Source organism: Candidatus Zixiibacteriota bacterium (assembly GCA_036480375.1).
GTDB lineage: Bacteria > Zixibacteria > MSB-5A5 > GN15 > JAAZOE01 > JAZGGI01.
The window spans coordinates 128,527-154,389 of the sequence record JAZGGI010000016.1 but is presented as its reverse complement, the minus strand read 5'-3'; the positions used below and the strand labels follow the sequence as shown (position 1 = coordinate 154,389).

The window sequence follows — 25,863 nt, the reverse complement described above, 5'->3', positions numbered from 1 at the left end:
TTGAAAAACGGTTTCTCAAAGACAACTCTGAAAAACGGTATGAGGGTGATCTCGGAAAAGATCCCCTCAGTCCGTTCGGTGTCGATCGGCATCTGGATTCACGTCGGTTCCCGCGATGAATCCGAAAAAACCAATGGGATTTCACATTTCATTGAACATATGCACTTTAAGGGCACCAAAAAAAGAAACGCTCTCCAGATCGCATATGAGCTTGAATCTCGGGGGGGAGCCATCAACGCTTTTACGTCACGAGAGCACACTTGTTATTACGCCCGCTTTATGAACGCTCATCTTCCCAAAGCGATGGAAATCCTTGGCGACATACTAAATAATTCCACGTTTACTCCGGGAAATATCAAAAAGGAAAAGACGGTCATTCTCGAGGAGATAAAAGACGTCGCCGATTCTCCCAGCGATTATATTCACGATTTGTTTACCAGCCAGATGTGGACATCGCATCCGTTAGGTAAACCAATAATGGGAGACGCTCATACGGTTGGTGGCATAAGCCGCAGGAAGATTATTGATTTCTTGAAAGAAAATTATTGCAGCTCAAATATCGTGATAGCCGCGGCAGGCGACGTGTCTCATCGAAAACTGGTGAATTTGGTCAAAAGATATTTTAAATGGCCAAAGGGTAATCCGAAAGCCAATTTATCCGTTCCGGAAAAATCGGAATTTACTCTTCACGCCCATCATAATGGAACTAAGCAGACTCATGTCAGCCTTGGATTTCCCAGCATCAGTTTTACAAATCCTTCCAGGTATGCAATATTGGCGGCCAACACGCTGCTGTCAGGAGGAATGTCTTCGAGATTATTTCAAAATATCCGCGAAAAGAAAGGGTATTGCTATACGATTTATAGCTTCCAGGAGTTCTTTCAGGACATTGGCTTATTCAGCGTATATTTCGGAACCGACAAGAGATATATGATCGATGCCGCCAATTTGGTACTGAAAGAACTAAAGCAACTGAAAAAGAAAAAGCTCAGCCGAACCGAACTTTCCAAAATAAAGGACCAGCTAAAGGGCAATCTAATGCTTTCATTGGAATCAACCACCAATCGCATGAATAGAATTGCCCGACAGGAATTGATGCTTGGTAAGTATATCGATATGGATGAAACCTTGCGTAATATTGACCGCATTACGGTTACACAGATTTTTGACGTGGCCAATGAAATATTCGACCGCGATAAGCTTACGATGGTATCTTTGGGTCCAATCAAGAAAGACATTCTGGAAAAAATAAACTGGTCAATTTTATAAAAATGGCAGGTTTGGCGAAGATACTCGCATTTCATCAAACTTCGCCCAAATTTTATCCCGGGATAAACAATATCGAACCGGGATATTTTTTTGCTATTCTTGCCTTATTGAAAAGTTTTGGATTTAAATTTATAAGCGCGAATCAGTATTTAAAAGGAGGAGACGAAAATAAAAAATCTCTCGTAATATCGTTTGATGACGGTTACGTCGATAATGTTGATATCATTTCCAGGTTATGCGACGAAAACATTGCCCCATTCGTATTTATCCCGACCGATTATATCGGGCAGTCCAACAGCTGGGATTATTCTTCAAATTTTTTCAAGGCTCGCCATTTAACCACCGGACAGTTAAAAATATTGGCTCAAAAAGGGGCGGTTATTGGCTCTCACGGGATGTCGCATCACGCCCTGACACAATTGCACGAAAAGGATTTACATAACGAGCTAACAATATCAAAAAACATGCTTCAGCAAATAACTTGCAAGGAAGTCAATCTCATTTGCTACCCGTTTGGCCGAACCAATGGAATTGTCAAAAAACTTGCCAAAGATTGCGGTTACCGACATGGACTCTGTCTCGATTCCCGCCCGACTTTTCAGGCTTCTCCGGACGACTTCGATATCTATCGTGTGCCAATTTATAGCTGTGACGATTATTTCTCGCTATATTCAAAAATAGTCAGGGAATCGTCATTTGAGACCTTCAAAAATATAATCATAAATAACCTATCCGGCGGGACAATTATTACGGGTAAATGACTCAAATATCAGCCGTCACATCCGAATATTCTTGATATAGACTCAATTTTTTTCTATTATTCAGGTTTTGGTATATCGAATCAGGAGCCATATTATGACAGATGCGATAATTGACAGGCTAAATGAATTTGTCGGGCAGGAAGTCACCATCTCCGGTTGGCTTTACAATAAGCGGTCCAGCGGAAAAATAAAGTTCCTGCTCGTGCGAGACGGCACCGGATTGATTCAATCAGTGTTGGTTAAATCAGAACTGCCGGAAGAAATCTTTGGGCTTTATGGCGAATTAACGCAGGAAAGCTCGCTAAAAGTCACCGGCACCGTACGGGAAGAACCCCGCTCGCCGGGGGGATATGAGCTCACTGTGACTAATATCGAAATTATCCAGCAGGCCGAAGAATACCCAATTACCAAAAAAGAGCATGGCGTCGAATTTTTGCATAATAACCGGCATCTATGGCTTCGTTCATCAAGGCAAGTTGCCATCATGCGAATTCGCGATCAGATTGTCTGGGCTATTCGTGAGTTTTTCAAAAAGAACGATTTTATCCTGTTGGATTCTCCGATTCTTACCGGTGCCATAGGGGAAGAGGCCGGGACTCTTTTCTCGACCGATTATTTCAAACTCGGAAAAGCTTACCTGGCCCAAACCGGACAGTTGTATCTTGAAGCCGGATGTATGGCGCACCGCAACGTCTATTGCTTTGGGCCCACTTTTCGAGCGGAAAAGTCACTGACCCGAAGGCACCTGACCGAATTCTGGATGATTGAGGCTGAGATGGCCTATTGCGATTCCGAAGGAAATATGAAAAATCAGGAAGAAATGGTTACTTATGTCGTTAAATCGATCTTGCAGAATTGTCAAAAAGATCTCGAAAAACTGGAGCGTGACATTTCCAGGCTGGAAGTAATCGATGCGCCCTTTCCTCGAATTGACTATGGCGATGCCATAAAAATACTACAAGAGAATGGTTCCGAAATAAAATGGGGAGATGATCTTGGGGCCGAAGACGAAACAATCATATCAAATATGCATGAGCGCCCGGTTTTTGTGACTAATTATCCCAAGGCTGCTAAGGCTTTCTATATGAAAGAAAACCCCGATAATCCGGATACATTTCTTTGTTCGGACCTTTTGGCTCCTGAAGGATACGGTGAGATTATCGGCGGCTCTCAAAGGGAAGACGATCTTGAAAAACTCCTGGCCCGAATAAGGGAGGAAAAATTGCCGGAAGAGACTTACGAATGGTATCTTGATCTGAGAAAATACGGTTCCGTACCTCATTCCGGCTATGGTCTTGGTGTTGAGCGCGTAATTACCTGGATTTGCGGGATTCATCACATTCGTGAGACAATTCCTTTCCCGCGCTTAATAACAAGACTTTATCCCTGATTGGAGATAATAATTGATGGAAAATACAGAAAAAAAACATAAATATGATTTCAAAGCCATTGAAGAAAAGTGGCGAAAGAAATGGGATGAAACGGAAATCTTCAAGGCCCCCGATAATCCCAAAAAGAAATTCTATCTGCTGGTAATGTTCGCCTACCCATCCGGCGACATACACATGGGCCATTTTCGAAACTATACGCTGGGAGACGCCGTCGCCCGCTACAAAATGATGAATGGATACGAAATTCTTCATCCCTTCGGCTGGGATGCCTTTGGCCTGCCCGCTGAAAATGCGGCTATCAAACGAGGCATGCATCCCCAGGACTGGACTCAGAACAATATTGAAGTCTCGCGGGCGACTCTTAAAAAAGTAGGCATCTCATTTGATTGGAATCGCGAAATAGCCTCATGCCTTCCGGATTATTACCGCTGGTCGCAATGGATTTTCCTACAGCTTTTTGACCGGGGCCTGGCATACAGAAAAAAAGCCAAAGTCAACTGGTGCTCGAACTGCAATACCGTGCTGGCCAATGAGCAAGTAATAAACGGTCATTGTGAGCGCGACGATTCACCCGTCGAAAAGCGAGAACTGGAACAATGGTTCGTCAAAATTACCGACTACGCCGAGCGGCTCAATAAGTCCCTCGATGACTTACCCGGGTGGCCCGATTCCATGAAAGCGATTCAGCGCAAATGGATTGGTCGCAGCGAAGGATGCCAAATAGATTTTATAATTGAAGAGACCGGCGAAAAATTACCTGTCTTTACAACTCGACCGGATACCGTTTACGGCGTTACTTTTATGTCAATTGCTCCTGAATCCGAATTGCTCAAGAGGCTCAACATACTCGAGGACAAAAAAACTGCGGTAAACGAATATATTGAAAAAGCCAGGAAGAAAACGGAAGTAGAACGGGCGGCCGCTGATGAAAAAGACGGAGTCTTCACCGGATGCCATGTTATAAATCCATACAATGATGAAAAAATACAGCTTTGGGTGGCCGATTATGTGTTGGCCGGCTACGGTACCGGTGCCGTCATGGCCGTTCCCGCTCACGATCAGCGTGACTTTGAGTTTGCCAAAAAATATGATATACCCATCAAAGTCGTTATTAAAACAAAAGAAGGCCTGGAACTCAATCCCGATGAAATGTCGGAAGCCTATACTGAGCCGGGCGAAATGGTGAATTCTGATATATTTGATGGGACATCGGCTGAAAATGCCGTAAAAAACACGATAAAATACGCGGAAGAAAAAAGCATAGGCCGGGCTCAAATTAATTTCCGGATTCGAGACTGGCTAATCTCTCGTCAAAGATACTGGGGAACTCCTATCCCGATCATTCACTGCCCATCATGCGGGCAGGTCAGAGTACCCGACAGTGATTTACCGGTAATTCTTCCCAAGGTCGAGAATTATCTGCCAAAAGGCCGTTCGCCACTGGTTGATGTCGAAGAATATATTAAGGTTTCCTGTCCCAAATGCGGGGGAGAGGCTCAGCGTGATCCAGATACAATGGACACGTTTATTTGCTCCTCATGGTATATGCTTCGCTATCTGGACCCCAAAAACGACGATGAAGTCTTTAATTCCGATGAAGCCAAAAAGTGGATGCCGATAGATCAATATATCGGCGGCGCCGAGCATGCCGTCGGCCATCTGATATATTTCCGGTTTTTCACGAAATTCCTAAAAGATATCGGTCTCCTTGAGGTCGATGAACCTGCCCTGAGATTATATAATCATGGTATGGTTAACGATGAATTCGGCACCAAAATGTCCAAAACCAAAGGAAATGTCGTCTCCCCAATCGAATTAATCGAAAATTCGGGCGGCGATATCACTCGTCTGGCGATGTTCTTCAAAGCGCCATCTAATGTACCCGTTAACTGGACCGACGATCTTGTTGTAAGTATGGGCAAATTTGTTTCAGGAAAGCTATTTAGCATAATCAACCATTATGACGGTGATACAGGAATCGACTTAAAGCGTTACTTTAAGGATGGCGAGTTGACCATTGAAGAATTCAGGACTTATGTTCGCTTAAATCAAACAATTAAGCTGATTACCCAGGATATTGAGAGGCTCCAGATCAATACGGTTGTGGCGGCTATAATGAAATTCCTTAATGAATTTGAGCCTGATAAACTCAATTCGGGTCTGAGAAATTACTGTATTCTCAAGCTTACCCAATTGGTCGCGCCAATCGCTCCGCATCTGGCCGAAGAAATCTGGGAATTGGCTGGCCAATCATATTCAATTTTCCATTCTGAATGGCCGCAATATGATAAAGACGCTATCGTCGCCGATACTATTAAAATTGCGGTTCAGGTTAATGGAAAGCTCCGTGGCGAATTCGAAGTTGCTGCTGATGCCAATCAGGAAACAATACTCAAAGAAGCCAAACAGGTAGAGCGGGTAAAGAATCACATTGAAGGCAAAGTAATCGTTAAAGAGATATACATTAAAGGCCGACTGGTTAACTTAGTGGCAAAATAGTATTGAGATTTGCCAAAATTTGAGGCCCGGATATAAAAAAATTGTATCCGAGCCTTTTTAATTAAGTTGACCGCCATAATATAGTAGACATAATATATCTTATGGGACGATATGTAAAATATTCTGTATTCCTATTTTGCTTCAGAATATTCATTTATGCCTCTTTTTAATGTTTTCCAAATATCCTGAAGAATTTGTCAGCCTTGGCGACCGTTTCCAAATACTCGCTTTCCGGTTTGGAATCGACTACGATTCCGCTCCCAGCATAAAAATTGAATTCAGATTGGGACTTATCATAATAAACCGTCCTGATCCCGATCGATGATTCCATGTTCTTTTCATCATATAGGACAAACATACTTCCGCAATATATATCCCTGGAATGCGGCTCCAGAAGGTCAATCAACTCCATCGCCATTTTCTTGGGACAACCGGTAATCGAGCCTCCCGGAAAAGCATCGCAAAGCAAATCAATAACCGAGCGATCTTCTCTCAAACACCCTCTGACATCCGAATACATCTGAATTAGTTTATCTACCAAAAAAGTCGATTTGTGATTTTCAACCATAACCGAGCCATAATCGCAATTCAATGAGATATCATTTCGAATCATATCGACGATCATCGAAAGTTCGGCGTCTTCTTTGGGCGATTCGGTTAACTGTCGAATCATTGATTTATCGAACTTTTCAAACGCCAGGGTACCCTTTATCGGTTGCGACAAAACTATGCCGTTTCGTACCTGAAGAAACCTTTCCGGAGAAGTCGATAGAATATGATAATCTCCGCTTGAAAATAATGAATAAAAAGACGCCGGATAATCAGACCACACTTTTTGAAATAAATCCGAAATATTCAGCTCACCACAATCGATTGAATACTTAATGGTTAAGTTTAACTGATAGATATATCCTTCTTTAATATAATCAATTACGCGTCTAACGCCTTCTTCATATTCATCCTGCGTAAAACTCGATTTAAGATTTGACCGCCCCAATCCCAAATTGAATGATTTGCCTGCGGCAGGCCCATACTTTTCAATATAAGCCAAATAAGTATTAAATTCTGATTCATCTATTCCTTGAAGAGTAATCTCATCTCCATCAAAACTTAAAACCGAATCATATTTTTTCAAATGACCAAACGGAAAATCATTTTTTTTTGTTATGGGTAAGCCCCTGTAAATCTGCCCAAGCTGATAACTAAAATATCCGAAAGTGATATTTTCATCCGAAAAACAGAATCTTTCGATATTGGATTTACTTGTATCCTCATTAATTATCATTTCCCTGCAGAGATTAAGACATATATGGCTTTTGCCGTATCCCGGGTATCCCGGGCTGGAATAGAACAAATCGGCGCCCTCTTCACGCGCCAAAAATATTCCTAATTCACTAAACTGCTGCGGGGTGATATTTATTGAAGAATCTGAACGCATAATCTATAAAATAAATACCGTTTGTGGTTAGAAACGACTCGGGATGAAACTGGTATCCGATCATCGGTAATTCTATGTGCCTTATTCCCATTGTAACACCGTCGGAGTTCGAACAAATCACATCAAAACATTCCGGCAGTTCCTTTATATAAAGCGAATGATACCGGGCCGCATCAAACTCCCGACCATCAAACATAATTTTCTCGGCCCGACCGTGGAAGCACCCCGTCAGTCGGCCGACTTTGCCCCCATGAAATTCAGCCATAATCTGCATCCCCAAACATATTCCCAGAATTGGAATGCCAGATTGTAAGACTAATTTATAATCAGGATAACCTGATGGTCTCCCCGGCCCCGGTGATATTACGGTTAAGTCGTAGGCTCGAAAATCACAATCTTTGATTCGAGCATATGGTACTATTTCGGATTTAGTTCCGGTATATCCGGCGATCAGATGGTCCAGATTGGCCGTGAAACTATCGTTATTATCTATGATAATTATCTTTTTCACGCGCCGAATATAACAGGAGAACCGGCAGCGGGAAAGGGCTTTTAATAAAAAATAGTGTAATAGTCGTAAATTGAGCGACTATTTCAACAAAACAGTTTTCACAATCTCTGATTTATCGCCGGAAGTTGCTTTAATAAAGTATATCCCTGAGGCGAATTTCTCCGCATTCCATATAATTTCAATCTCATTATTGTTGACGGTATTATCATAAATAGTTTCAATTTTTCGTCCAATAATATCAAAAACTACTACCTCCAGCCTCTCCCCTATTCGATTAATCTTAACGGGAATTGTCTGTGAGGCATTGAACGGGTTGGGATAAGGATTGCCCAGCGAAAATACTTCCGGCAAAGCATTTTTATCATCTACCGAAGTAGGGATTCTTTGAATTTCATAAAGAGTAATACTATCTCCGGTTTTAGTATACAAAAACGGCCGTTTGTCGTGTAAGGGATAAGTCCAATAGATGTTTTCGGGGGCAATTTGAAAATCTACGGACGCAATTTCATCTCCATTATTTCCGTCAAATTGCTTTAAACACCCGTCCCAAATCCCAAAAAACGTGCCTGGAAACTCGGGATGATAGACATGTTCTGCCATATAATAAAAATCCGGTAAATTGCTGTAATCACGCTCCCATATTAAATCCAGGTATAAAGAATCTCTAAATCCATAAAGCGCAAGGCGTGTATCATAATTGGTTGGGCTTTCAGAATTATATATAAACGTCCTTAAAAGAATTTCGTCACTAGGGTATTCATTATACATATTTCCACAAAGAATCATACGTTCGTGATCTGGTCCGGGAAGCATACTGGTAAAATAAAACTCATCTAGTGTTTCGGCATCAAATATAGAATGCCACTTGTTATGATGAAACTCATATCCGATCGTCGTGAACCAGGCAGAATGTTGCGTAGCAAATACCTTCTCTCCATGATGCGAGAACAATTCTAAGTCACCAAACATACCACCTATAGCCAGATTATTCTGCACCATTAATGAATCCGGGAATGAATAATACAATTTTGTTTTACAACCCAGAGTTCCCCAATAATCCCCCGATTCAAAATTCACTTCCGAAGAATCGTATGTCATTAGCAACTCATTATATCCATCACTGTTTACATCCAAAGCGCAAAGAGAGAGCCTCATTAAATCTTCATTAGCCAAATAAATATTACTGGCATAGGTATAAGTCGTAGATCCATTAATAGTGCCGTCAAAGAATTCGACACTTATCATGGGAGGACTTTCAAAACATGTACCGATTAACAAGTCTAATATATTATCTCTGTTGACATCAGCAAAAAGTCGTGTGGTGTTCTTGACGTTATCTGGAATATTATCTTTTAATATGTAATATCCGTCAAGATCAGGCAAATAAATAACGAGACTATCGCCATAGTAATATAATACCTCCAAAACCCCGTCACCCTGCAAATCCCCAAAAATAACAGATCTGATTTCGATATTCCACGGGTTTACAAACGATGAATATTCTTCAAATTTAAATTCTTGAGCCTGTGAAGAGACGCCAGGCATTATAATCAATATCGCCGAATACAGATATAGAAGTATTTTTTCCATTGTAACCTCCCTCTTAATTACAATGACGCATAAAATCTGAAAATGTCAATATAAATATTATATATGAATGAATCAGAAATTCATGAAAAGTTATGGGCTACTATAACCGGTTCTTAAAATTATCCTGGCCGAATCGTTTCCCCTCGATTTTGTTCAGGCGATCCTCAAGAGTCTTGACTGCGTCGGCCAACTCATTATCGGAACCCAACGAACTTTCCCGATCAACCAATACCATCAAATCCAGAATCGATTTCTGCAATTGATCCATCCGACGCGTGACGGCATTGATCGTCCCCATTATCTCTTCGAGCTTGATATCGAGATTTGTCACCGATTTTTTCACATCGCTCTGGATTTCTTCGGTCTCTTTTAGTACACGTTTGACCTCGGAAATCGATTGTGCGCTGTCGATATGCCGTTCGGTCAAATTATCGAGCCGGGATTTAATATTTGGCAGGCTTTCATCGAGAATTGATCCGATAGCGTCGATGCCGTCAACCAGTTCATCGACCGGCGATTTGCTGCGACCCATTGTCATACCTCCCGGCCCGCTTAAAGCCAAAAAACGCCAGCTTTCGGGCCACGTCAAATCTTATATTATTGGTGGGCGATCCCAATACTACGACCGTTATCTCTCCCCCCCGTTTATCCTTAAGGACCGTCGCCAGGCAGTAATCAGATTCAAATATGAATCCGGTTTTACCGGCCAGGACTTCCCAGCGGGATCGGATTAAACGATTGGTGTTGATAAAATTCTTATATCGATTTTTATTCTTGAGTTTACAGCGATAAGTATATCTCGAAGTCGCCTCCATAATTTCCGGATAGTCCAGGGACTTCTGAATCAATATCGCCATATCGGCGCTATTGGAAACATTCCGCTCATCGAGCCCGGTCACCTCAAATATCTCCGTATCACGCATGCCGATTTCACGCGCCTTTTCATTCATCTTTTTTATAAATTTCAATCGCGGTATCCCCGAAGAGGTTGCAATCGCCCGCGCCGCGCGATTATCCGATGCCATCAGGGCCGCGTAAAGCAAATCCCGGGCCGCATAAGCCTCTCCTTTATAGATATGCGACTTGGCCGAATTGTAACAGTCTCTGCCGGAAATATACACAACCGAATCCAAATCGGGCTTTGTATCAAGATAAACCATGGCCGTGAGAAACTTTGTCAACGACGCAACCGATCGAACCTTCATTGGATTTTTGGAATAAATCCAGGCTCCGGATTTGTTATCAACTATCAAAACCGAGCGGGCGTTCAACGACAGGCCGCGCGTGTTACACACCGGGATATTGCTTTCATCCGCCTGAGCCAGAGGAAAATTAAAGGCGATCGCATCCGGCTCAATCTCATTTTTTTCTCCATAGACCGTCAAATAAACCAACGTCAAAAATAACGTCAAGGAACCGTAAATTATAATCCGCCTTTTTATCATCGATATTTAATCCATTTCAATATTTCAGGCAGTGTCGCCCTCTTGCCGTACATCAAAATCCCCACGCGAAATATCCGAGCCGCAACCCAAATTAATCCAACTGTGAACAGCGCCGAGGTTAATACGCCCAGACCGGCTTCGATAACTATCGGGTCAGCAAATGAGAAACTCTCCGGAGCCATAATATTAATCCGGGCAACCATCATCGTAGGCGTTAGAAGAGGAATAAACGACAAAATTTTACTAAACGTTGAATCGGGCTGCTGAACCATATACATCAAAAGGATTATTGGCAGCATCAGCAATATCGTGATGGGAAAAATAAAATTCTGAGCCTCTTTGTCGGTATTGCAGATTGATCCGATAAGGGCGAAAATCGTCGAATACATGATATAGGCGATCACCATGAACAGCACAAAAAACAAGATTATAACCGGATTAAAGATGATATCCCCAATATGGGCAGGAATATTAAAAGCGCCTCTGAAGATGAATATGCCGAGACCAATAACCAACCATACCGCCACTTGAGTCAAATTGGCCGCCCCCAATCCAAGAACTTTGCCCATCATTAATTGAAAAGGCGAAACCGATGATACCAGAACCTCCACAATCCGGGAATTTTTCTCATCAATAATCGAGCGCATGAGTATCTGGCCGAATCCCATAACCGAAGCAAAGACAATCAATATAAAAATCAGGGCGCCAAAATATATCGATAGAAAATCCCTGGTTTTTCCGCCCGGCGCTTTTTGAATCATGTCAATCCGGCGCGTTAGCGATAGAATTTTATCTACATCAACATCAATATTGCTGCCCTCAAATCGCTTCTTGGTTAAAATATTGGATATTATTCGATCGAATCGTCGGGCAATCCGAAATCCTAATGATTTGGATATCATAAGAACCGAATCGGTCTTTTCGGCGTTGGGCATAATTATGACATATCGGTCCACCTCTTTATCAAGAATCAGACTATCCAAAAAAGACCGCATGGAATCAAGAGCGTGCGTATTGTCAGGATCTATATGATATAACTGGTAAAGCCGATGGGCGGATTGCGTTGAATCATTATCCAGCTTATATTCCGTGATAGCATCGGCCAACCGTTGACCAATATCACTCCCGCTCATATCAATGATGGCAAATGTATCCTGCCCCGGAGAAACACCCTGAGTAGCGAAAACAGCCGGCAAAACCGTAAACGCAATCATAATAATAGGAGTCAGAAATATGCCGACAAGGAATGATTTTTTCTTAACGACCTGAGAATATTCAACATTGAAAACTGTCCGGAACTTACTCATGCCCAATACGTCCTTCGGAGGATGATTCAGTTTCAGACAATTTTACATGTCCTGCTTTATCTATGAAAATATTGTAAAGTGAAGGTTCAACCTTTTCAAAACGATTCACAGTCGCCCGATCGGATATGCTTTTCAATATTTTATTGCTATCAGCGTTAGACTTGAGATTAAGTTCAAAATATTTATTGAATTTTGTTATCTTCTCGATGCCCTCCAAATTTTCAAGAAATCCGCCATCGCCTTCAATATCAAGATGAATGTTGTTTTTGCCATAGCTTCTTTTGATTTCATTTATGGAGCCATCCAGAACCTTTTGGCCGGCGTTTATCATACATATATAGTCGCACAACTTTTCAGCCTGTTCCATGACATGAGTTGAAAACAGAATGGTTCGCCCATCCTTTTTCAATTCCAGCAAAATGTTTTTTATAAGTTCGATATTGAGCGGGTCCAGGCCTGAAAATAACTCATCGAGGATAATCAGTTCCGGTTCATGAATCAATGTTGTAATAAATTGCAGTTTCTGCTGCATCCCCTTGGATAATTCTTCGATATTTTTATCCTTATAATCCAGAAGATTCATCCGCTCGAACCAGGCGTCCATGTTATTTAGAATATCTTTTCGATGAACGTTTTTCAACTGCCCCAGGTATAATACAATTTCACGCAGTGTCATCTTTTTATATAAACCGCGTTCTTCAGGCAAATACCCAATTCTGTCTTGACTCTTTCCACTGGCTGCCTGGCCATTAATAAATATCTCCCCCGAATCCGGAATAATTATATTCATTATCATGCGAATCGTGGTCGTTTTTCCAGCTCCATTGGGACCGATTATTCCATAAATACATCCGCTCGGGACCGAAAGATTAAGCCTGTCAACGGCGATTTTTTCGCCGTAACGCTTCGTTATCTCTTTTATTTGCAAATAATCATTCATGGATTGTCAATTTATTCCCGTAACTGTTTATCTGTCAACAAAAACTACAAGTCGAGAAATCTCATCATCTCGCGGGCGTTTTTCACCGCCTGACCCAGATGACAATTATTGAAGAATATGAATGCTTTTTGAACGTTTGATTTCATATTCTCCAGTTTTTCTTTCCATTCCTGCAATTCATTTTCATTGTAGAGATAATCATACCTCAGCGCTCCCCCGTCCCACCAATGCTTCGCGTTTCGGCCATGCAGACGGATATAGGCGGTATCGGTTGTAGTTATCAAACGCGGCGGCAGTAAGCCCTGCAATCGCGGTCCGTCAACCGAAACAATATGAGTATCATCACTTTTAAGTAACTCCATTGTTTCTTTCCGGAGCCAGCTGTCATGACGAAATTCAATATATAGCGGATGAGGTCGCATCAATTCCCGGCAAGTATGAAGATATCCAAGGTTATTCCGGGAATACTTAAAAGACCAGGGAAACTGTGCCAGTATGCCTTTAAGCTGCCCCCGGTCGGCAATCGGCCGCACCGATTCCAAAAACTGTACGGCCGGTTTTTCGAAATCCTGTCTTTGATGCGTAAGGTTTTTATTGGCTTTTACAATAAATTCAAAATCAGGCTTGGTTTTTTTAACGATATTATACATGATCGCCGGATGCGGTATGCGATAATAAGTTGAATTGATCTCGACCGTGTCAAAATACGCCTGATAATGATCGAGCATTTTCCCTTTTTGTATCTGCCCGGGATAAAATTTCCCCCGCCAATCCTCAAAACTATATCCTGACGTACCGATTCTGATATTCATTTGACATTCCTGTCTTTGATGGGTTCCATCTTTACTAATCCACACCGAGGACAAATCCATTTGCGCTTTTTGTGAAAGGAACGTTTCTGCTCTTTCATCTTAATCCTGCATTTTCTGCAATACATATCATTAATTACCATAATTTAACGGAATAATTCAATCACAAGTTTGAAGTTGACTTTGAATATCCACCTGACTATCGTTTTCCCATGAAAAAAACAATTATCTCTTTAGTGATAATGGCCTGCTTAATTATTTCTTGCGGTGAGCAATCGTCAAACAAGACGACTCTTACCTGGTGGCATTTCTGGACCGATACAAATATTCGTCCAGTCATTGAGCAAATTGCCGCTGACTTCGAATCATCTCATCCGGATGTTAATATCGAACTTGTCGATCTGACATGGGCGGATGGGCATGATAAAATCGCCATTGCCTTTTCATCGGGTACCGGCCCCGATATTGTCGAGCTTGGTTCGGATTGGATCCCGGAATTCTCGTCGACAGGCCATCTATATAATATAACTCAAATAACTGATAGTATTAGAGACAAATATTTGATGTGGGAACCCGGTATTTATAATCAGAAGTATTACGCCTTTCCATGGATATTAGGCACCCGCGTTTTATTTATAAATAAAGATTTGCTGGAACAGGCCGGATTCGCTCGCGATTATTCGCCTGCGAATTGGGACGAATTGCTTTCCGCTTCAAATAAGATAAACAATCTCTCGGAAAATATTTTTGGATTCGGTTCAAATTCTGCCGAACGACATCGGCTCTATAAAAAATTCCTGCCTTTTATGTGGTCAAACGGCGGTCGCATACTTTCAGAAAATCTCGATAGTTGTCTATTTGATTCGGATGCAACTTTGGAAGCTCTTAATTTTTATAAAAAACTCTGTCAAACAGGTTTGACCGATACGCAGAGACGGCTCGAAGACGCCTTTTTAGAAGGCAAGATTGGATTTGTCATATCCGGCGATTGGCTACTCAAAAGAATCGCCCGAGAAAAACCGGACTTCGCCTTTTCAACTAATCTGATACCGGGGCCAGTCGATACCAGAAATTCAACTTCATTTGCAGGTGGTGAATATCTCTGTATTAATTCAAAATCAGCCCATCCGGAACTTGCCTTCGAATTTATCAAACATGTTTGTTCACCGGAGAATCAGATAGAGTTTTGCATACAAAATAAGACTCCTACTCCCGCCTCGGTAGATGCCGCTCAGGATTCCCTGCTTCTCGGCCAGCCCCATTTTGAAGCATTCATTGCCCAGATAGAAAACAGCCGCATGCCTCCCCCCCATCCTCAATGGGTGTATATCGAGGCCGAAATTGAAAAAGCGGTCGAAGCGGTTTTATATGATTCCAAAACAACTGAAGATGCTATGAACAATGCTGCGCGTAAAATCAGGGAATTAATCGCCGAATGAAATCAAATCGCGGCATAAATGGCTGGCTGCTTTTCTCACCCTGGATACTGACCTTTCTTATTTTCTGGATGTTTCCCTTAGTCTATTCATTTGTCATAAGTCTGACCGATTATCGCCTGCTTGACCCCACGATAAATTGGATTGGATTTTCCAATTATCAAAAGCTTTTCAGCGACCCTGATTTTATTCTTTCGCTTAAAAACAGTTTTATCTTTGCCATTGGAACGATTCCCTTCACGACAATAATTTCCCTGGGACTGGCTCTCCTTTTGAATAATCAATTTCGCGGACGTACATTTTTCAGAGCTTCCTATTTTATGCCGTCGATTACATCGATGGTCGTTATTGCCCTTATCTTTTCGAATCTCTATGCCCGCGGGGGATATATCCATCTGCTTGCTCAACTCATTGGATTAAATCCGCCGGTTAATGGATTCCTTTTGTCGCAAAAAACGGCTCTGGCGTCGATTATGGCGATGGATATCTGGATGGCATCCGGTTATTATATGCTTCTTTTCCTGGGAGGATTACAAACCATCCCCACCGAATTATACGAAGCGGCCCGCCTGTCGGGAGCTTCGCGCTGGCAGCAGTTCCGGCACATAACCCTGCCCATGCTAAAACCGGTCACTCTTTTCATTATTGTCATCAACAGCATTAAATCATTTCAGGTTTTCATTGAGATTTTCGTTATGACCAAAGGCGGCCCTCTCAATTCAACTTTTACGGGCGTCTATTTCGTCTATGAAACCGGCCTGCGCCAGTTCAATTTTGGCTATGCCTCAGCCGCCGCCTATATTCTCTTTGCCATCATCGGGATAGTCTCAATCATTCAATTCAAAGCGTTGCAAACGAAATGGCAGGCCTGATATGACGGGGAAAATTATAAAATACGCTTTTCTACTGCTGATATTTTTTATCATGATATTTCCCCTGATGCGCATGTTTGCTTTGAGCGTATTGACTCCGTCCGGGCAACTGAGCATTTCAAATTTTCAATATATCTTTGCCTCAAATAATTTCGGACTCTATTTATTCAACTCTCTTTTGGTGGCGATAGTGGTCACTTTCGGCAACATTATTTTTTGTTTCATGTGTGGTTATGTTCTGGCGCGCAGAAAAATCCTGGGCTCCAAATTCTGGCTCTATACTGTCCTTATTGTTCTTATGGTTCCGATTCATATCGTTATAATTCCAATCTATATTTTGATGAATAAACTGGGATTATATGACAGCTACTGGGCCTTGATTTTGCCCTGGCTGGTAAATCCGATCGGGATATTTTTAGTCAGGCAATACGTTTCGACTCTTCCCATATCGTTAGAGGAAGCGGCTCGCATCGATGGTGCCGGCGAACTCAGGATACTTTTCAAAATTGTGATGCCTCTTTGCCGCCCGGCTCTGGCCATTCTCGCCATACAGGTATTCATGACCAATTGGAATAGTTTTCTTTTCCCTTTCATACTCACCTCATCTGAACAGTATCGAACTCTTCCCGTTGCCCTGGCTCTACTTCTTGGCTATCAATCGATAGATTGGTATCAACTTATGGCCGGGTCGGTTGTCGCGGTCGTTCCCATTATGGCTGTGTTTTTTGTCTTTCAAAGACAAATTATCTCCGGAATTACCGAAGGCGCCTTCAAGCAATAATATTTTTTGAAAAATTGGTTGACATAACTTCACCAATAATCTTTTTTGACTCGCGAAGGAATTAATATTTTTTACCAGGAGGGAACTGATGAAGTCGAAAGGTATATTGATGATTATTCCCGTTATTGGAATAGTCGCCTTAATGCTTTTATCCGGTTGCGGCGCCTCAAAAACCTATGTTGATACCGCGGTTGCCGAGGAGAAAGCTCGGAGTGAAGCCACCGTACAAGACGTGGAAAATAAAATTGCCGAAAATAAGGCCGCTCTCGAACAATTGCAATCTCTTACCAGACAACTGGACTCTAAAACCGATATGGCCATAAACGAGGCCAAAGGTTTTGAAAACTATAAGGTCGTCTGGGAAGGTGAGATATTCTTTGATTTTAATTCCATGGAATTAACCGTCGCCGCGCAGGAGATAATCGATCAAGCGGGCGACAAAATGATTGCCGATAGAAAATCAGTCATGGAAATCGCCGGCTATACCGACCCCACCGGAAATGCCGCGTATAACACCGAATTGGGTCTTAAGAGAGCCGCCGCCGCCAAGTATTATCTGGTCGATAACTACGGCGTTAATCTCTATCGCATATTCACCGTCAGTCACGGCGAAAACAAAGCGGTCCAGAGCGGTGATGGGGAAGTATCCTATGCCAAACAACGCAAAGTAAAATTAAAACTCTGGGCAAAATAAATTGTCAAATTAAAAAAAGGCCGGTTGCCCCGGCCTTTTTTTCGTGCAATTCGAACTTAATCTTTTTTTTCTTTCTCTTTATCCTGTTCATATAAATAAACAACTCTCTGAGGAAATGGAATCTCGATATTTTCTTTTCCGAATATTTTATATACTAACTCTCGCACCGCATGACCGGTAGGCCGCTGAATTGAATAATCAGCGACATAAACATTTAGCCTGAAATCAAGCGACGATTCACCGAAATTAATGAACTGCACAAACGGTTTCGGTTCTTTGATAACGTCCGGATGGCTGTGCGCCGCTTCGAGAAGCAATTCTTTTACGCGATCAATATCCGATCCGTACGCGACGCCCACCTCAATTCGAACCCGAACTTGAGGCGCCGGGTACGATAAATTATCAATTGTCATTTTGGAAATTTCAGCATTGGGAATAATGACTAATGTATTATCACGGGTCAAAAATTTCGTCGAGCGCAGTCCGATTTCGTAAACATCAAGAATGCGATCGTCTGCTAACGTTACTCGATCCCCTACTCGAAACGGCCGATCAAGCATCAGGATAAATCCCGCGATCATATTGGCCAGCGTATCCTGGGCGGCCAATGCAAACGCCAGAGAAGATACCCCCAATACCGCCACGAGTCCCTTAACATCGATATTGAAATGTGATAAAACCGCCATGAGCACCAATACAAATACAATCGCTTTCAAGCTCCGTGAAAATATCGGAATAAATTCATCATCAAATTTAGTCTCAGTCCTGGCCGCGATATTTTTGGCATACCAGGTCGTTATCGATTCAGAGAACCTGATTGTTAACCAACCTATAAGAACCATCGCGAACGCGAAAGCGATTCCATGCAATAATTTATAAGTCCCCTCGGATATAAATTCAAAAGACTCATGCAGATATTTTATTTCAAAATCAAGCCCCCCGACAATGATTAGATTGAAAACTGGTTTGGATACCGCCTCAATGATCAAATCATCGAGTTTACTTGCGGTTTTACGCGCAAAACGATGAGCGACAAAACGAAGAATAATACGGACAACATACGCCGCAAAAATCGTCCCGACGAGAATGCCGCCGGACATTATTAATTTTTCAGCCCACAATGGAATACCATATTGTTCGAGCATAATTCCTCCTAAAACTCTATCACGACCCCGGAAGAATTAAATCGGGAACGTACTCTGATCGTATCGGGGTGAATTGTAAACGGTTCGGAAAATATATACGGGACTATCGTACCCATATCATACACGTTATTTGAATTCCGATCAACAAATCCGGAAATCGTATAATATCCCGGAAGCAATTCCTTTGAATAATCCATTTCTCCGCGCCCCAAAAACAAGCTATCCGCCTTCCTGCTGTCTGTATTTTTAAACGTCAAGACTACGGGATATCCGGCCAGTGCACCGTCATTATATTGAATCTCTCCGGAAATTTGCCCCAGAGTATCCAGTCCTATTGTATGGAATTTTACATCAACTGCCGAATCGGATAGTGAATTTTCACTGCGATCCTTTATATATTCACCAATCAGTCGCAAAATGTATTCTTTTCCGAAATCCAAATTGGGAATAGATGAATATTGATACACAAATGCATTTACAGGCGTTAGATTAACAACCTGCGAATCTGTTTCCGAGGCGATTAACAAGGCAGTAGTCTCTGCAGGATCTATCTCAATTGGCTCGGAAAACATAAAGATAATATCATCTCCCGGATAAACATTTTGCTCACCGGCATAAGGTATCGATTTCAAAATAGTCGGAGACGCGACGTCTTCCTTGAGAACCGATACAAAACTAAAATCAACATATCTTAATGTGTCATGTATCTCTGCGTCCAAAACCTTTCTATCCAGCTTTAGATTATATTCTTCTCCATCCGCTAATGAATCAGGCAGCAACACAAAATCCGGGCAGGGATATGGCACAAGATTAATATAAGCCTTAACCTCGACATTATCCGCACCCGACATTATTGAAAGATCGGAAAATAAAAGCTCAATTTCTTTCTCCGTTAAAGACCTGGAAAATCGAAGTTTTAATAAATTATCCTGATTTAACGTTACCGAGCGGAGCGAAAAATACTTGTCTTGAGAAGCATGGATTTGAATATCAATTCCGCTTAAATTGCAATTGATCTCGTCGAGAATAATTTGCTGATACGGTATTCCAAACCATTCACGGTCGGGATTTATGCGCCGATTTTTGTTTCGATCATCAAACGCTACTATTTGATAATTTTGCGGAGGAATAAAGTTAAACGAATATTCTCCATCCCGGCCGCTTTGTGTAATATAATCGGGTGTCAAAGAATCAATCGGCGAAGATTTGTCTTCGGGTATTTCGCGAAACATACCGATATTTATTCCCGGGGTCGGTTTTCCTTCTCGGTAAACCTTGCCCGAAACAGATCCGGAATCGATCGCGTCACCCGTCGAAAAAGCCAATCCAAACGATTGGGCCAAATTGACATTATGTGCGTCTTTAATATCCGTACCCAACGTAATCAAATAGGTCGTATTCAGTTGTAACGAATCCCTGGGAATGATTGTAATCTTATTGCCGCTTACTTTGATCTCCGGCTCAGGTATCATTCGCGGCGTTATAAAAACCGACTTCAAAACAGTTTGCGAATTTATCTTTTCCGAGAACTCAATTGTTACCCGTGAATCGAGAGGAACGTTTATGGAACGAGATTCGGGTATCGATAATATTATTTCAGGCGGGATACGGTCAACGGGGCCGCCGGGAGGAGCGATTGATTTGGCGCATCCTATAATAAATAAAATGGAGAACAGAATTGTAAGTTTACTTTTCAATGGCCTCCCTGCCATCTTAACTATTTCATCTTCTCCTCAATATCAATACTGTTTGCGTCTAATTCAAGAGCTTTTTTATAATACCTTTCGGCTTCGTCTCTATTTTTTAACGCTTTATAGATGTCACCCATATGTTCATATATAACGGGATCCTCAACCTGCAAATTTATGGCTTTTTCCAACTCTGACAAGGCCAGCTGAAAATTACCCAAACGATAATGAACCCAGGCATAGCTATCGATATAGGCGCCATTATTGGGAAATATAGTCAGGGCTTTTTCTATTAATTCAAGAGCATATTCCAGTCTAATCCCGGCATCGGCCAGCATATATCCAAGATAATTCAAAGTTGGGGCATGGTCCGGATCGGTCTCCAATATCTTTTCAAATACGTCCACCGCCTCATGGAGTTGATCCGTTTGCTCATAAGCCGAACCAAGCGCGAAATATATCCGGTTACTGTCAATGGCGTTCGGCATTTGATATATCGATTGCTTATAAATGCTGATACTTTTATCAAGACTATCTCGCTGCCGATAAGAAAATGCAAGATTCAACCAGCTATCCACATAAGAGCTGTCGAGAAATATGGCCTGATGAAAATACGCTTCAGCATTATTGAATCGCTCCCGCTCCATTGCTATTAGTCCCAGATAAAAATAATTTATAAGATGCTCATCGCCAAAATCAATGCGTTCCTGGAATAATGAATCCGCGCGATCCAGATGCCCCATCGTGTATAATAATCTTCCGTATCGCCGGACGGCTACCCAATCTGACGGAACCAAAGCGATTAGCTTTTTTGAATCATCAAGAGCCTTTTCGTAATCATTATGATTAATATGCATCGCCATCATTTGCCGAAAAATACGAACATTATTTGAATCGAGGGCAACCGCGCGATTTAGTACTTCTTCAGCCTGTGTAATTGAATCCAATACGTCATAAGTTGTCGCCAGACCCAAATAAGCATTGATATTACCGGCATCGCTGTTTAATTCCACTGATTTTTGAAAAGCCGGTAAGGCTTCTTCATACCGCTTATCCTGCCCCAGCAATATTCCCAACTCGTGCCAGATTCTATATGTATCCGACAACCGCGCCAGTTCATAATATGAAATAATCGCCGAATCCAGAATATTATTGTGACGATAATAACCGGCCAGGTACCAGTGAGCATTTATATTATCAGTGTCGAGCTCAACTGCCTTCCAGTAAAAAGAGACGCCTTGCTTATACCTATCCGTCATTCGGTAACAGTCGCCTATCAGTAAATAAATTTCCGAATCCTTTGGCTCTATTTTCAATGTTTCAGTTAAAGCTTCATTCAATCGATGTAATCTAAATAACAAACGGGCATAATCTGTTCGAATAGTCTGCGATTCCGGCAAATACACCAAAGCTCGTTCATATTCGAGCAAAGCCTCTTGCTGGGCGCCGAGCATCTCAAGTAAATTGGCGTTGGTGAAATGATTATAACCCGCCGCATGATCCTGCTCGGATATCTCCCGTGGCTGTTCTTCAATTACAGGTATTATTTTCGCTTTGCCACTGCCGCAGCCCGTTCCCCAGACTGAGATTAATACCAAGCCCGGAATCGTAATTAGTCGATATAGATGAGATTTGTTTTTCATATAGTATATAACGTTAAAAGGCGTAACTGTTTCCCGATTATTTTACAATTTTAAAAAATCTTCTCTTGCCGACCTTAAATAACATCCCTTCGGTTAAGTCCAGTTCGAGGTTATCATCGCTAATTCGTTCATTATTCAGATAAAGACCGCCGCCTTTTATTAAACGCCTCGCCTCTCCCCTGGAATTGACCATTTTAGTATTGGTTAATAGCCTTACGACCCAAATTCTGTTGCCGATTTCAGAAATCTTGAATTCCGGCATGTCGTCGGGGATACCCTTTTGTGAAAAAACTCTTTCAAATTCAGCGCAGGCTTCCAGACCCTTTTCCCGATTATGGTACATGGATACGACTTCAATACCCAGTTCCTTTTTTATATCCATGGGATTCAGATCATCCATTGAAAGTTTCTTCTTCAGATCAACAAGGAAAATATCATCAGCGTTGGTTATCATCTCATAGTAACTGTAAATCAAATTATCGGGAATTGACATTATCTTGCCGAATATTTCTTTCGGAGATTCATCGACGCCGATATAGTTGCCCAATGATTTGCTCATCCGATTTGTTCCGTCGATCCCAACCAGAATTGGCAGCGTCAGGATACATTGCGGCGCCTGCCCGTATGCCTCCTGGATATGCCGCCCGGCAATCAGATTAAATTTCTGCTCGGTCGCTCCGATTTCAATATCGGCCTTTATCATTACGGAATCGTAAGCTTGCATGAGCGGATAGAAAAATTCATGAACCGCGATAGGCAAACCGTCCTTATAACGTTTCTCGAAATCATCACGTTCCAGCATCCGGGCTATTGTAAATTTGGATGATAAATGCATGATCTGCTTGAGATTCATTTTATCAAACCATTCACCGTTAAAATGAACTTCCGTTTTTGAACGCTCGACAATCTTGAAAAATTGCTTCTGATAAGTCTCAGCGTTTTTCATTAAGTCATCATAGGAAAGTTGCGGACGCATAACCGATCTCCCCGAAGGATCACCGACCAAACCGGTATAATCACCTATTATTAAAACAACTTGATGACCCAAATCCTGAAACTGCCTGAGCTTTCTCAATCCGACGGTATGACCAAGATGAATATCAGGCGCGGTCGGATCAAAGCCCTGCTTGACCCTTAAGGGTTTATTATTAGCAATCGATTTCTTTAGCTTTTCAACAAACTCATTTTCGGGCAGAAGTTCGACAATTCCCCTTTTGATAATATCCAACTGTCGCTGTATTTCCTTGTCACTCATAATATTATAGTCGGCAAATCCTCTCCGTTTTTAAGCTTTTTATCACCACGCCATTAATTCCAAATAAAGAATATAGTCATTTGGAGTCCAAATTGGAACATATTTTCACATTAAATAACGTGAAAATATGGACGGCTAATCTGAAACATGGTGAATCTTAATTCGGGAAATATTGTATAAATTTCGAATGATGTTTTTTAATTGATAATTCATCTCAATAGAATTAGCTTCTCAGCATGATCAAAAATGATATGAAATATCCTGGAGTCAAAAAGCCGTTTTTCGCGCGACCCATTTTTTGGATAACGATTTTTATCCTGCTTTTATGCCTTTGGGGAGTTCGAAGAACTTATGATATATATGAGAATGAACTACCCTCCATTGAGGAAGTTTACAATATTGAACCACCATTAAAGACAAAAATATACGGCGCCGACGGCACATTGCTTCAGGAGTTTTACAACCAGAACAGAATCCTGACACCCCACGCCGAAATACCTCCCCATTTAATACAAATGCTGCTTGCGGTTGAGGATCAGCAATTTTATGACCATTGGGGAATAAATATTCGTAGAATCTTTCTTGTCGCCGCGAACAACCTCCTCAAAATGAGGATAGAAGCCGGGGCGTCTACTATAACCCAGCAACTGGCCCGCATATTGTTCTTAAATAGAAAGCAAACCTTTGAAAGAAAATTTAAAGAAGCCTTAACCGCTATTAAGCTCGAAAGAACCTACTCAAAAAGTGAAATTCTTGAGATGTATCTCAACCTTTATTATTTTCATCGTGCCTACGGGATTTCCGCCGCTGCCCACGCTTTCTTTGATAAAAGCGCCTCGGAACTTTCTATCAGCGACTGCGCCATTCTTTTGGGAATGCTCAAAGGACCAACCATTAATTCGCCCTTTAATAATCCTGAAAAATCTCTTCAAGCCCGTAACAGAGTCCTTTATGCATATTATTCGAATGGCGGAATGACCAAAGAAGTTTTTGATTCTCTACGGGCGTTACCGCTGGAATTATCCCCCCCCGAAGTCGAACCGGGCAAAGCGCCTTATTTTACCGAATATGTGCGGCAATATATCGAACGTACCTACGGAGTCGATGAGTTGTATAACGGAGGCCTCCAGGTATATACCACCCTTGATTGGGATTTGCAGCAGGTCGCCGAATCATCGGTTGTTGCGCATTTGGATTCGCTGCAAAGGACTATCGAATCCCGCCATTTAAGCACCGATCCGATTTATACCGAAGTCCTTCCCGATAGCCTCGATGAAAACGGTGATAGTATTCGCGTTTACAAAAAAGTCCAGGGCGCGGCAATTACTATCGACAATAAAACCGGAGATGTTTTGACAATGGTCGGCGGTAAAGATTTTTCGGAAAGCAAGTTTAATCGAGCGGTTCAGGCCCCGCGTCAACCCGGATCGGCGTTTAAGCCCTTTATTTATACCGCCGCAATGGACAACGGCTGGACGCCGGACTCAATCATTTACGATAATTCAATCGTCCTTGATATCCCGGGAACTGAAAACTGGCGGCCTCACAATTTCGACAATAAATATCTCGGCCGCATGACTCTTCGCATAGGCTTAAAGAAATCAAGAAATATGGTTGCGGCAAAATTATTATTGAAAATCAGACCCGAGCTCGCCGTCTATTATGCCCAGCAAATGGGCATCAAGAGCAATCTCCGCGCCGTCCCCTCTCTGGCCATGGGCTCCAGCGAAGTGTTCTTGAACGAATTGACATCTGCTTATACGGTATTCCCCAATGGCGGCATTAGAATATCACCGCGATTTATATTAAAGATAGTAGACCGCTATGAAAATATTCTTGAAGATAATTCTACTGTAAGAAAAGATGAAGTTCTATCGGCCGAAACAGCCTATATCATGGTCAATATGATGCAGTCAGTCATGGAACCGGGCGGCACCGGGTATAAAACCCGCTGGCTTGGATTTACGCGGCCGGCCGGCGGAAAAACCGGAACATCCAACGATTTTCGCGACAACTGGTATATTGGATATACACCGCAAATCACAAGTGGTGTCTGGGTTGGTTTTGATGATTTTATCTCTCTGGGCCATAATATGACCGGGTCGGCCAATGCCCTCCCAATCTGGACGAAAATTATGCTCGCCGCCCATAAGGATTTACCGGTTGAGGATTTTGAGGTTCCCCCCGATATTATCTTTCAGCATATTTGCGAGGAAAGCGGCAAGATCGCGACCGATTTTTGCACCAACGTTATCAAAGAAACCTATACAATTATGTCGGTACCAACCGATGATTGCAATATTTGTACCAGCCGCACCAGAAAGCAAAGAGAAAACCAGGCCGATTCTACCCAATCAATACGCTTCTGACACCAGGCCAAATGACACAT

The 25,863-nt window shown here is 42.1% G+C and carries 21 protein-coding genes; 9 read left to right on the top strand and 12 right to left on the bottom strand.

The features are described from left to right. The 4 genes from V3V99_03940 (at position 1) to leuS (ending at position 5,920) form a co-directional block, all read left to right on the top strand. On the top strand, positions 1-1,269 hold the full coding sequence (locus tag V3V99_03940) for a pitrilysin family protein (GenBank protein MEE9441798.1): 1,269 nt from the start codon (positions 1-3) through the stop codon (positions 1,267-1,269). Positions 1,270-1,280: 11 nt separating this feature from the next. Then, a complete protein-coding gene (locus tag V3V99_03935) occupies positions 1,281-2,030 on the top strand; it encodes a polysaccharide deacetylase family protein (GenBank protein MEE9441797.1) in 750 nt (249 codons plus the stop codon). Positions 2,031-2,124: 94 nt separating this feature from the next. Continuing rightward, positions 2,125-3,420 carry an asparagine--tRNA ligase gene (gene asnS, locus V3V99_03930; protein ID MEE9441796.1) on the top strand — a complete coding sequence of 432 codons (1,296 nt, stop codon included), beginning with the start codon at positions 2,125-2,127 and terminating at the stop codon, positions 3,418-3,420. Between the two features lie 16 nt (positions 3,421-3,436). Continuing rightward, positions 3,437-5,920 carry a leucine--tRNA ligase gene (gene leuS, locus V3V99_03925; GenBank protein MEE9441795.1) on the top strand — a complete coding sequence of 828 codons (2,484 nt, stop codon included), beginning with the start codon at positions 3,437-3,439 and terminating at the stop codon, positions 5,918-5,920. A 166-nt stretch (positions 5,921-6,086) separates the two neighbouring features. Here the strand turns inward: leuS and V3V99_03920 are convergent, their stop codons facing one another. From V3V99_03920 to V3V99_03885, 8 genes are all read right to left on the bottom strand, one after another. Next, complete coding sequence (locus V3V99_03920) at positions 6,087-7,358, bottom strand: chorismate-binding protein (protein MEE9441794.1); 1,272 nt, start codon at positions 7,356-7,358, stop codon at positions 6,087-6,089. Next, positions 7,315-7,869: an aminodeoxychorismate/anthranilate synthase component II gene (locus V3V99_03915; GenBank protein ID MEE9441793.1), complete on the bottom strand. Its 555-nt coding sequence runs from the start codon at positions 7,867-7,869 to the stop codon at positions 7,315-7,317. The genes V3V99_03920 and V3V99_03915 overlap by 44 nt, the downstream gene beginning before the upstream one ends. Positions 7,870-7,947: 78 nt before the next feature. After that, positions 7,948-9,459, bottom strand: coding sequence for a T9SS type A sorting domain-containing protein (locus tag V3V99_03910; protein ID MEE9441792.1), 1,512 nt, complete (start codon positions 9,457-9,459; stop codon positions 7,948-7,950). A 100-nt stretch (positions 9,460-9,559) separates the two neighbouring features. Next, positions 9,560-9,991, bottom strand: a complete 432-nt coding sequence (locus V3V99_03905; protein MEE9441791.1) for a hypothetical protein — start codon at positions 9,989-9,991, stop codon at positions 9,560-9,562. Then, positions 9,963-10,904, bottom strand: a complete 942-nt coding sequence (locus V3V99_03900; GenBank protein ID MEE9441790.1) for a serine hydrolase — start codon at positions 10,902-10,904, stop codon at positions 9,963-9,965. The genes V3V99_03905 and V3V99_03900 overlap by 29 nt, the downstream gene beginning before the upstream one ends. After that, positions 10,901-12,211, bottom strand: a complete 1,311-nt coding sequence (locus tag V3V99_03895; protein MEE9441789.1) for an ABC transporter permease — start codon at positions 12,209-12,211, stop codon at positions 10,901-10,903. Before V3V99_03895 ends, V3V99_03900 begins: the two co-directional genes overlap by 4 nt. Next, positions 12,204-13,151 carry an ATP-binding cassette domain-containing protein gene (locus V3V99_03890; GenBank protein ID MEE9441788.1) on the bottom strand — a complete coding sequence of 316 codons (948 nt, stop codon included), beginning with the start codon at positions 13,149-13,151 and terminating at the stop codon, positions 12,204-12,206. The genes V3V99_03895 and V3V99_03890 overlap by 8 nt, the downstream gene beginning before the upstream one ends. Before the next feature lie 44 nt (positions 13,152-13,195). Further along, on the bottom strand, positions 13,196-13,963 hold the full coding sequence (locus V3V99_03885; GenBank protein MEE9441787.1) for a DUF72 domain-containing protein: 768 nt from the start codon (positions 13,961-13,963) through the stop codon (positions 13,196-13,198). Between the two features lie 239 nt (positions 13,964-14,202). On the opposite strand from V3V99_03885, the gene V3V99_03880 reads away from it, so the two are divergent. From V3V99_03880 to V3V99_03865, 4 genes are all read left to right on the top strand, one after another. After that, positions 14,203-15,399, top strand: a complete 1,197-nt coding sequence (locus tag V3V99_03880) for an extracellular solute-binding protein (protein ID MEE9441786.1) — start codon at positions 14,203-14,205, stop codon at positions 15,397-15,399. Next, on the top strand, positions 15,396-16,268 hold the full coding sequence (locus V3V99_03875; GenBank protein MEE9441785.1) for a sugar ABC transporter permease: 873 nt from the start codon (positions 15,396-15,398) through the stop codon (positions 16,266-16,268). The genes V3V99_03880 and V3V99_03875 overlap by 4 nt, the downstream gene beginning before the upstream one ends. Position 16,269: 1 nt before the next feature. Then, positions 16,270-17,049, top strand: coding sequence for a carbohydrate ABC transporter permease (locus V3V99_03870; protein MEE9441784.1), 780 nt, complete (start codon positions 16,270-16,272; stop codon positions 17,047-17,049). A gap of 88 nt (positions 17,050-17,137) precedes the next feature. Next, positions 17,138-17,743 (top strand): OmpA family protein, encoded by a 606-nt coding sequence (locus V3V99_03865; GenBank protein MEE9441783.1) that lies wholly within the window; start codon positions 17,138-17,140, stop codon positions 17,741-17,743. Positions 17,744-17,799: 56 nt separating this feature from the next. Here the strand turns inward: V3V99_03865 and V3V99_03860 are convergent, their stop codons facing one another. Genes V3V99_03860 through tyrS form a run of 4 tightly spaced genes read right to left on the bottom strand, consistent with a single transcriptional unit; the run spans position 17,800 to position 23,474 of the window. Then, a complete protein-coding gene (locus V3V99_03860; protein MEE9441782.1) occupies positions 17,800-18,888 on the bottom strand; it encodes a mechanosensitive ion channel domain-containing protein in 1,089 nt (362 codons plus the stop codon). Between the two features lie 8 nt (positions 18,889-18,896). Next, on the bottom strand, positions 18,897-20,585 hold the full coding sequence (locus V3V99_03855; GenBank protein ID MEE9441781.1) for an Ig-like domain-containing protein: 1,689 nt from the start codon (positions 20,583-20,585) through the stop codon (positions 18,897-18,899). 20 nt (positions 20,586-20,605) lie between these two features. Beyond that, positions 20,606-22,219 (bottom strand): tetratricopeptide repeat protein, encoded by a 1,614-nt coding sequence (locus V3V99_03850; GenBank protein ID MEE9441780.1) that lies wholly within the window; start codon positions 22,217-22,219, stop codon positions 20,606-20,608. 37 nt (positions 22,220-22,256) lie between these two features. After that, on the bottom strand, positions 22,257-23,474 hold the full coding sequence (gene tyrS / locus V3V99_03845) for a tyrosine--tRNA ligase (protein ID MEE9441779.1): 1,218 nt from the start codon (positions 23,472-23,474) through the stop codon (positions 22,257-22,259). A 251-nt stretch (positions 23,475-23,725) separates the two neighbouring features. Between tyrS and V3V99_03840 the strand changes: the two genes are divergently transcribed. Then, complete coding sequence (locus tag V3V99_03840) at positions 23,726-25,843, top strand: PBP1A family penicillin-binding protein (protein MEE9441778.1); 2,118 nt, start codon at positions 23,726-23,728, stop codon at positions 25,841-25,843. Positions 25,844-25,863 lie beyond the last annotated feature (20 nt).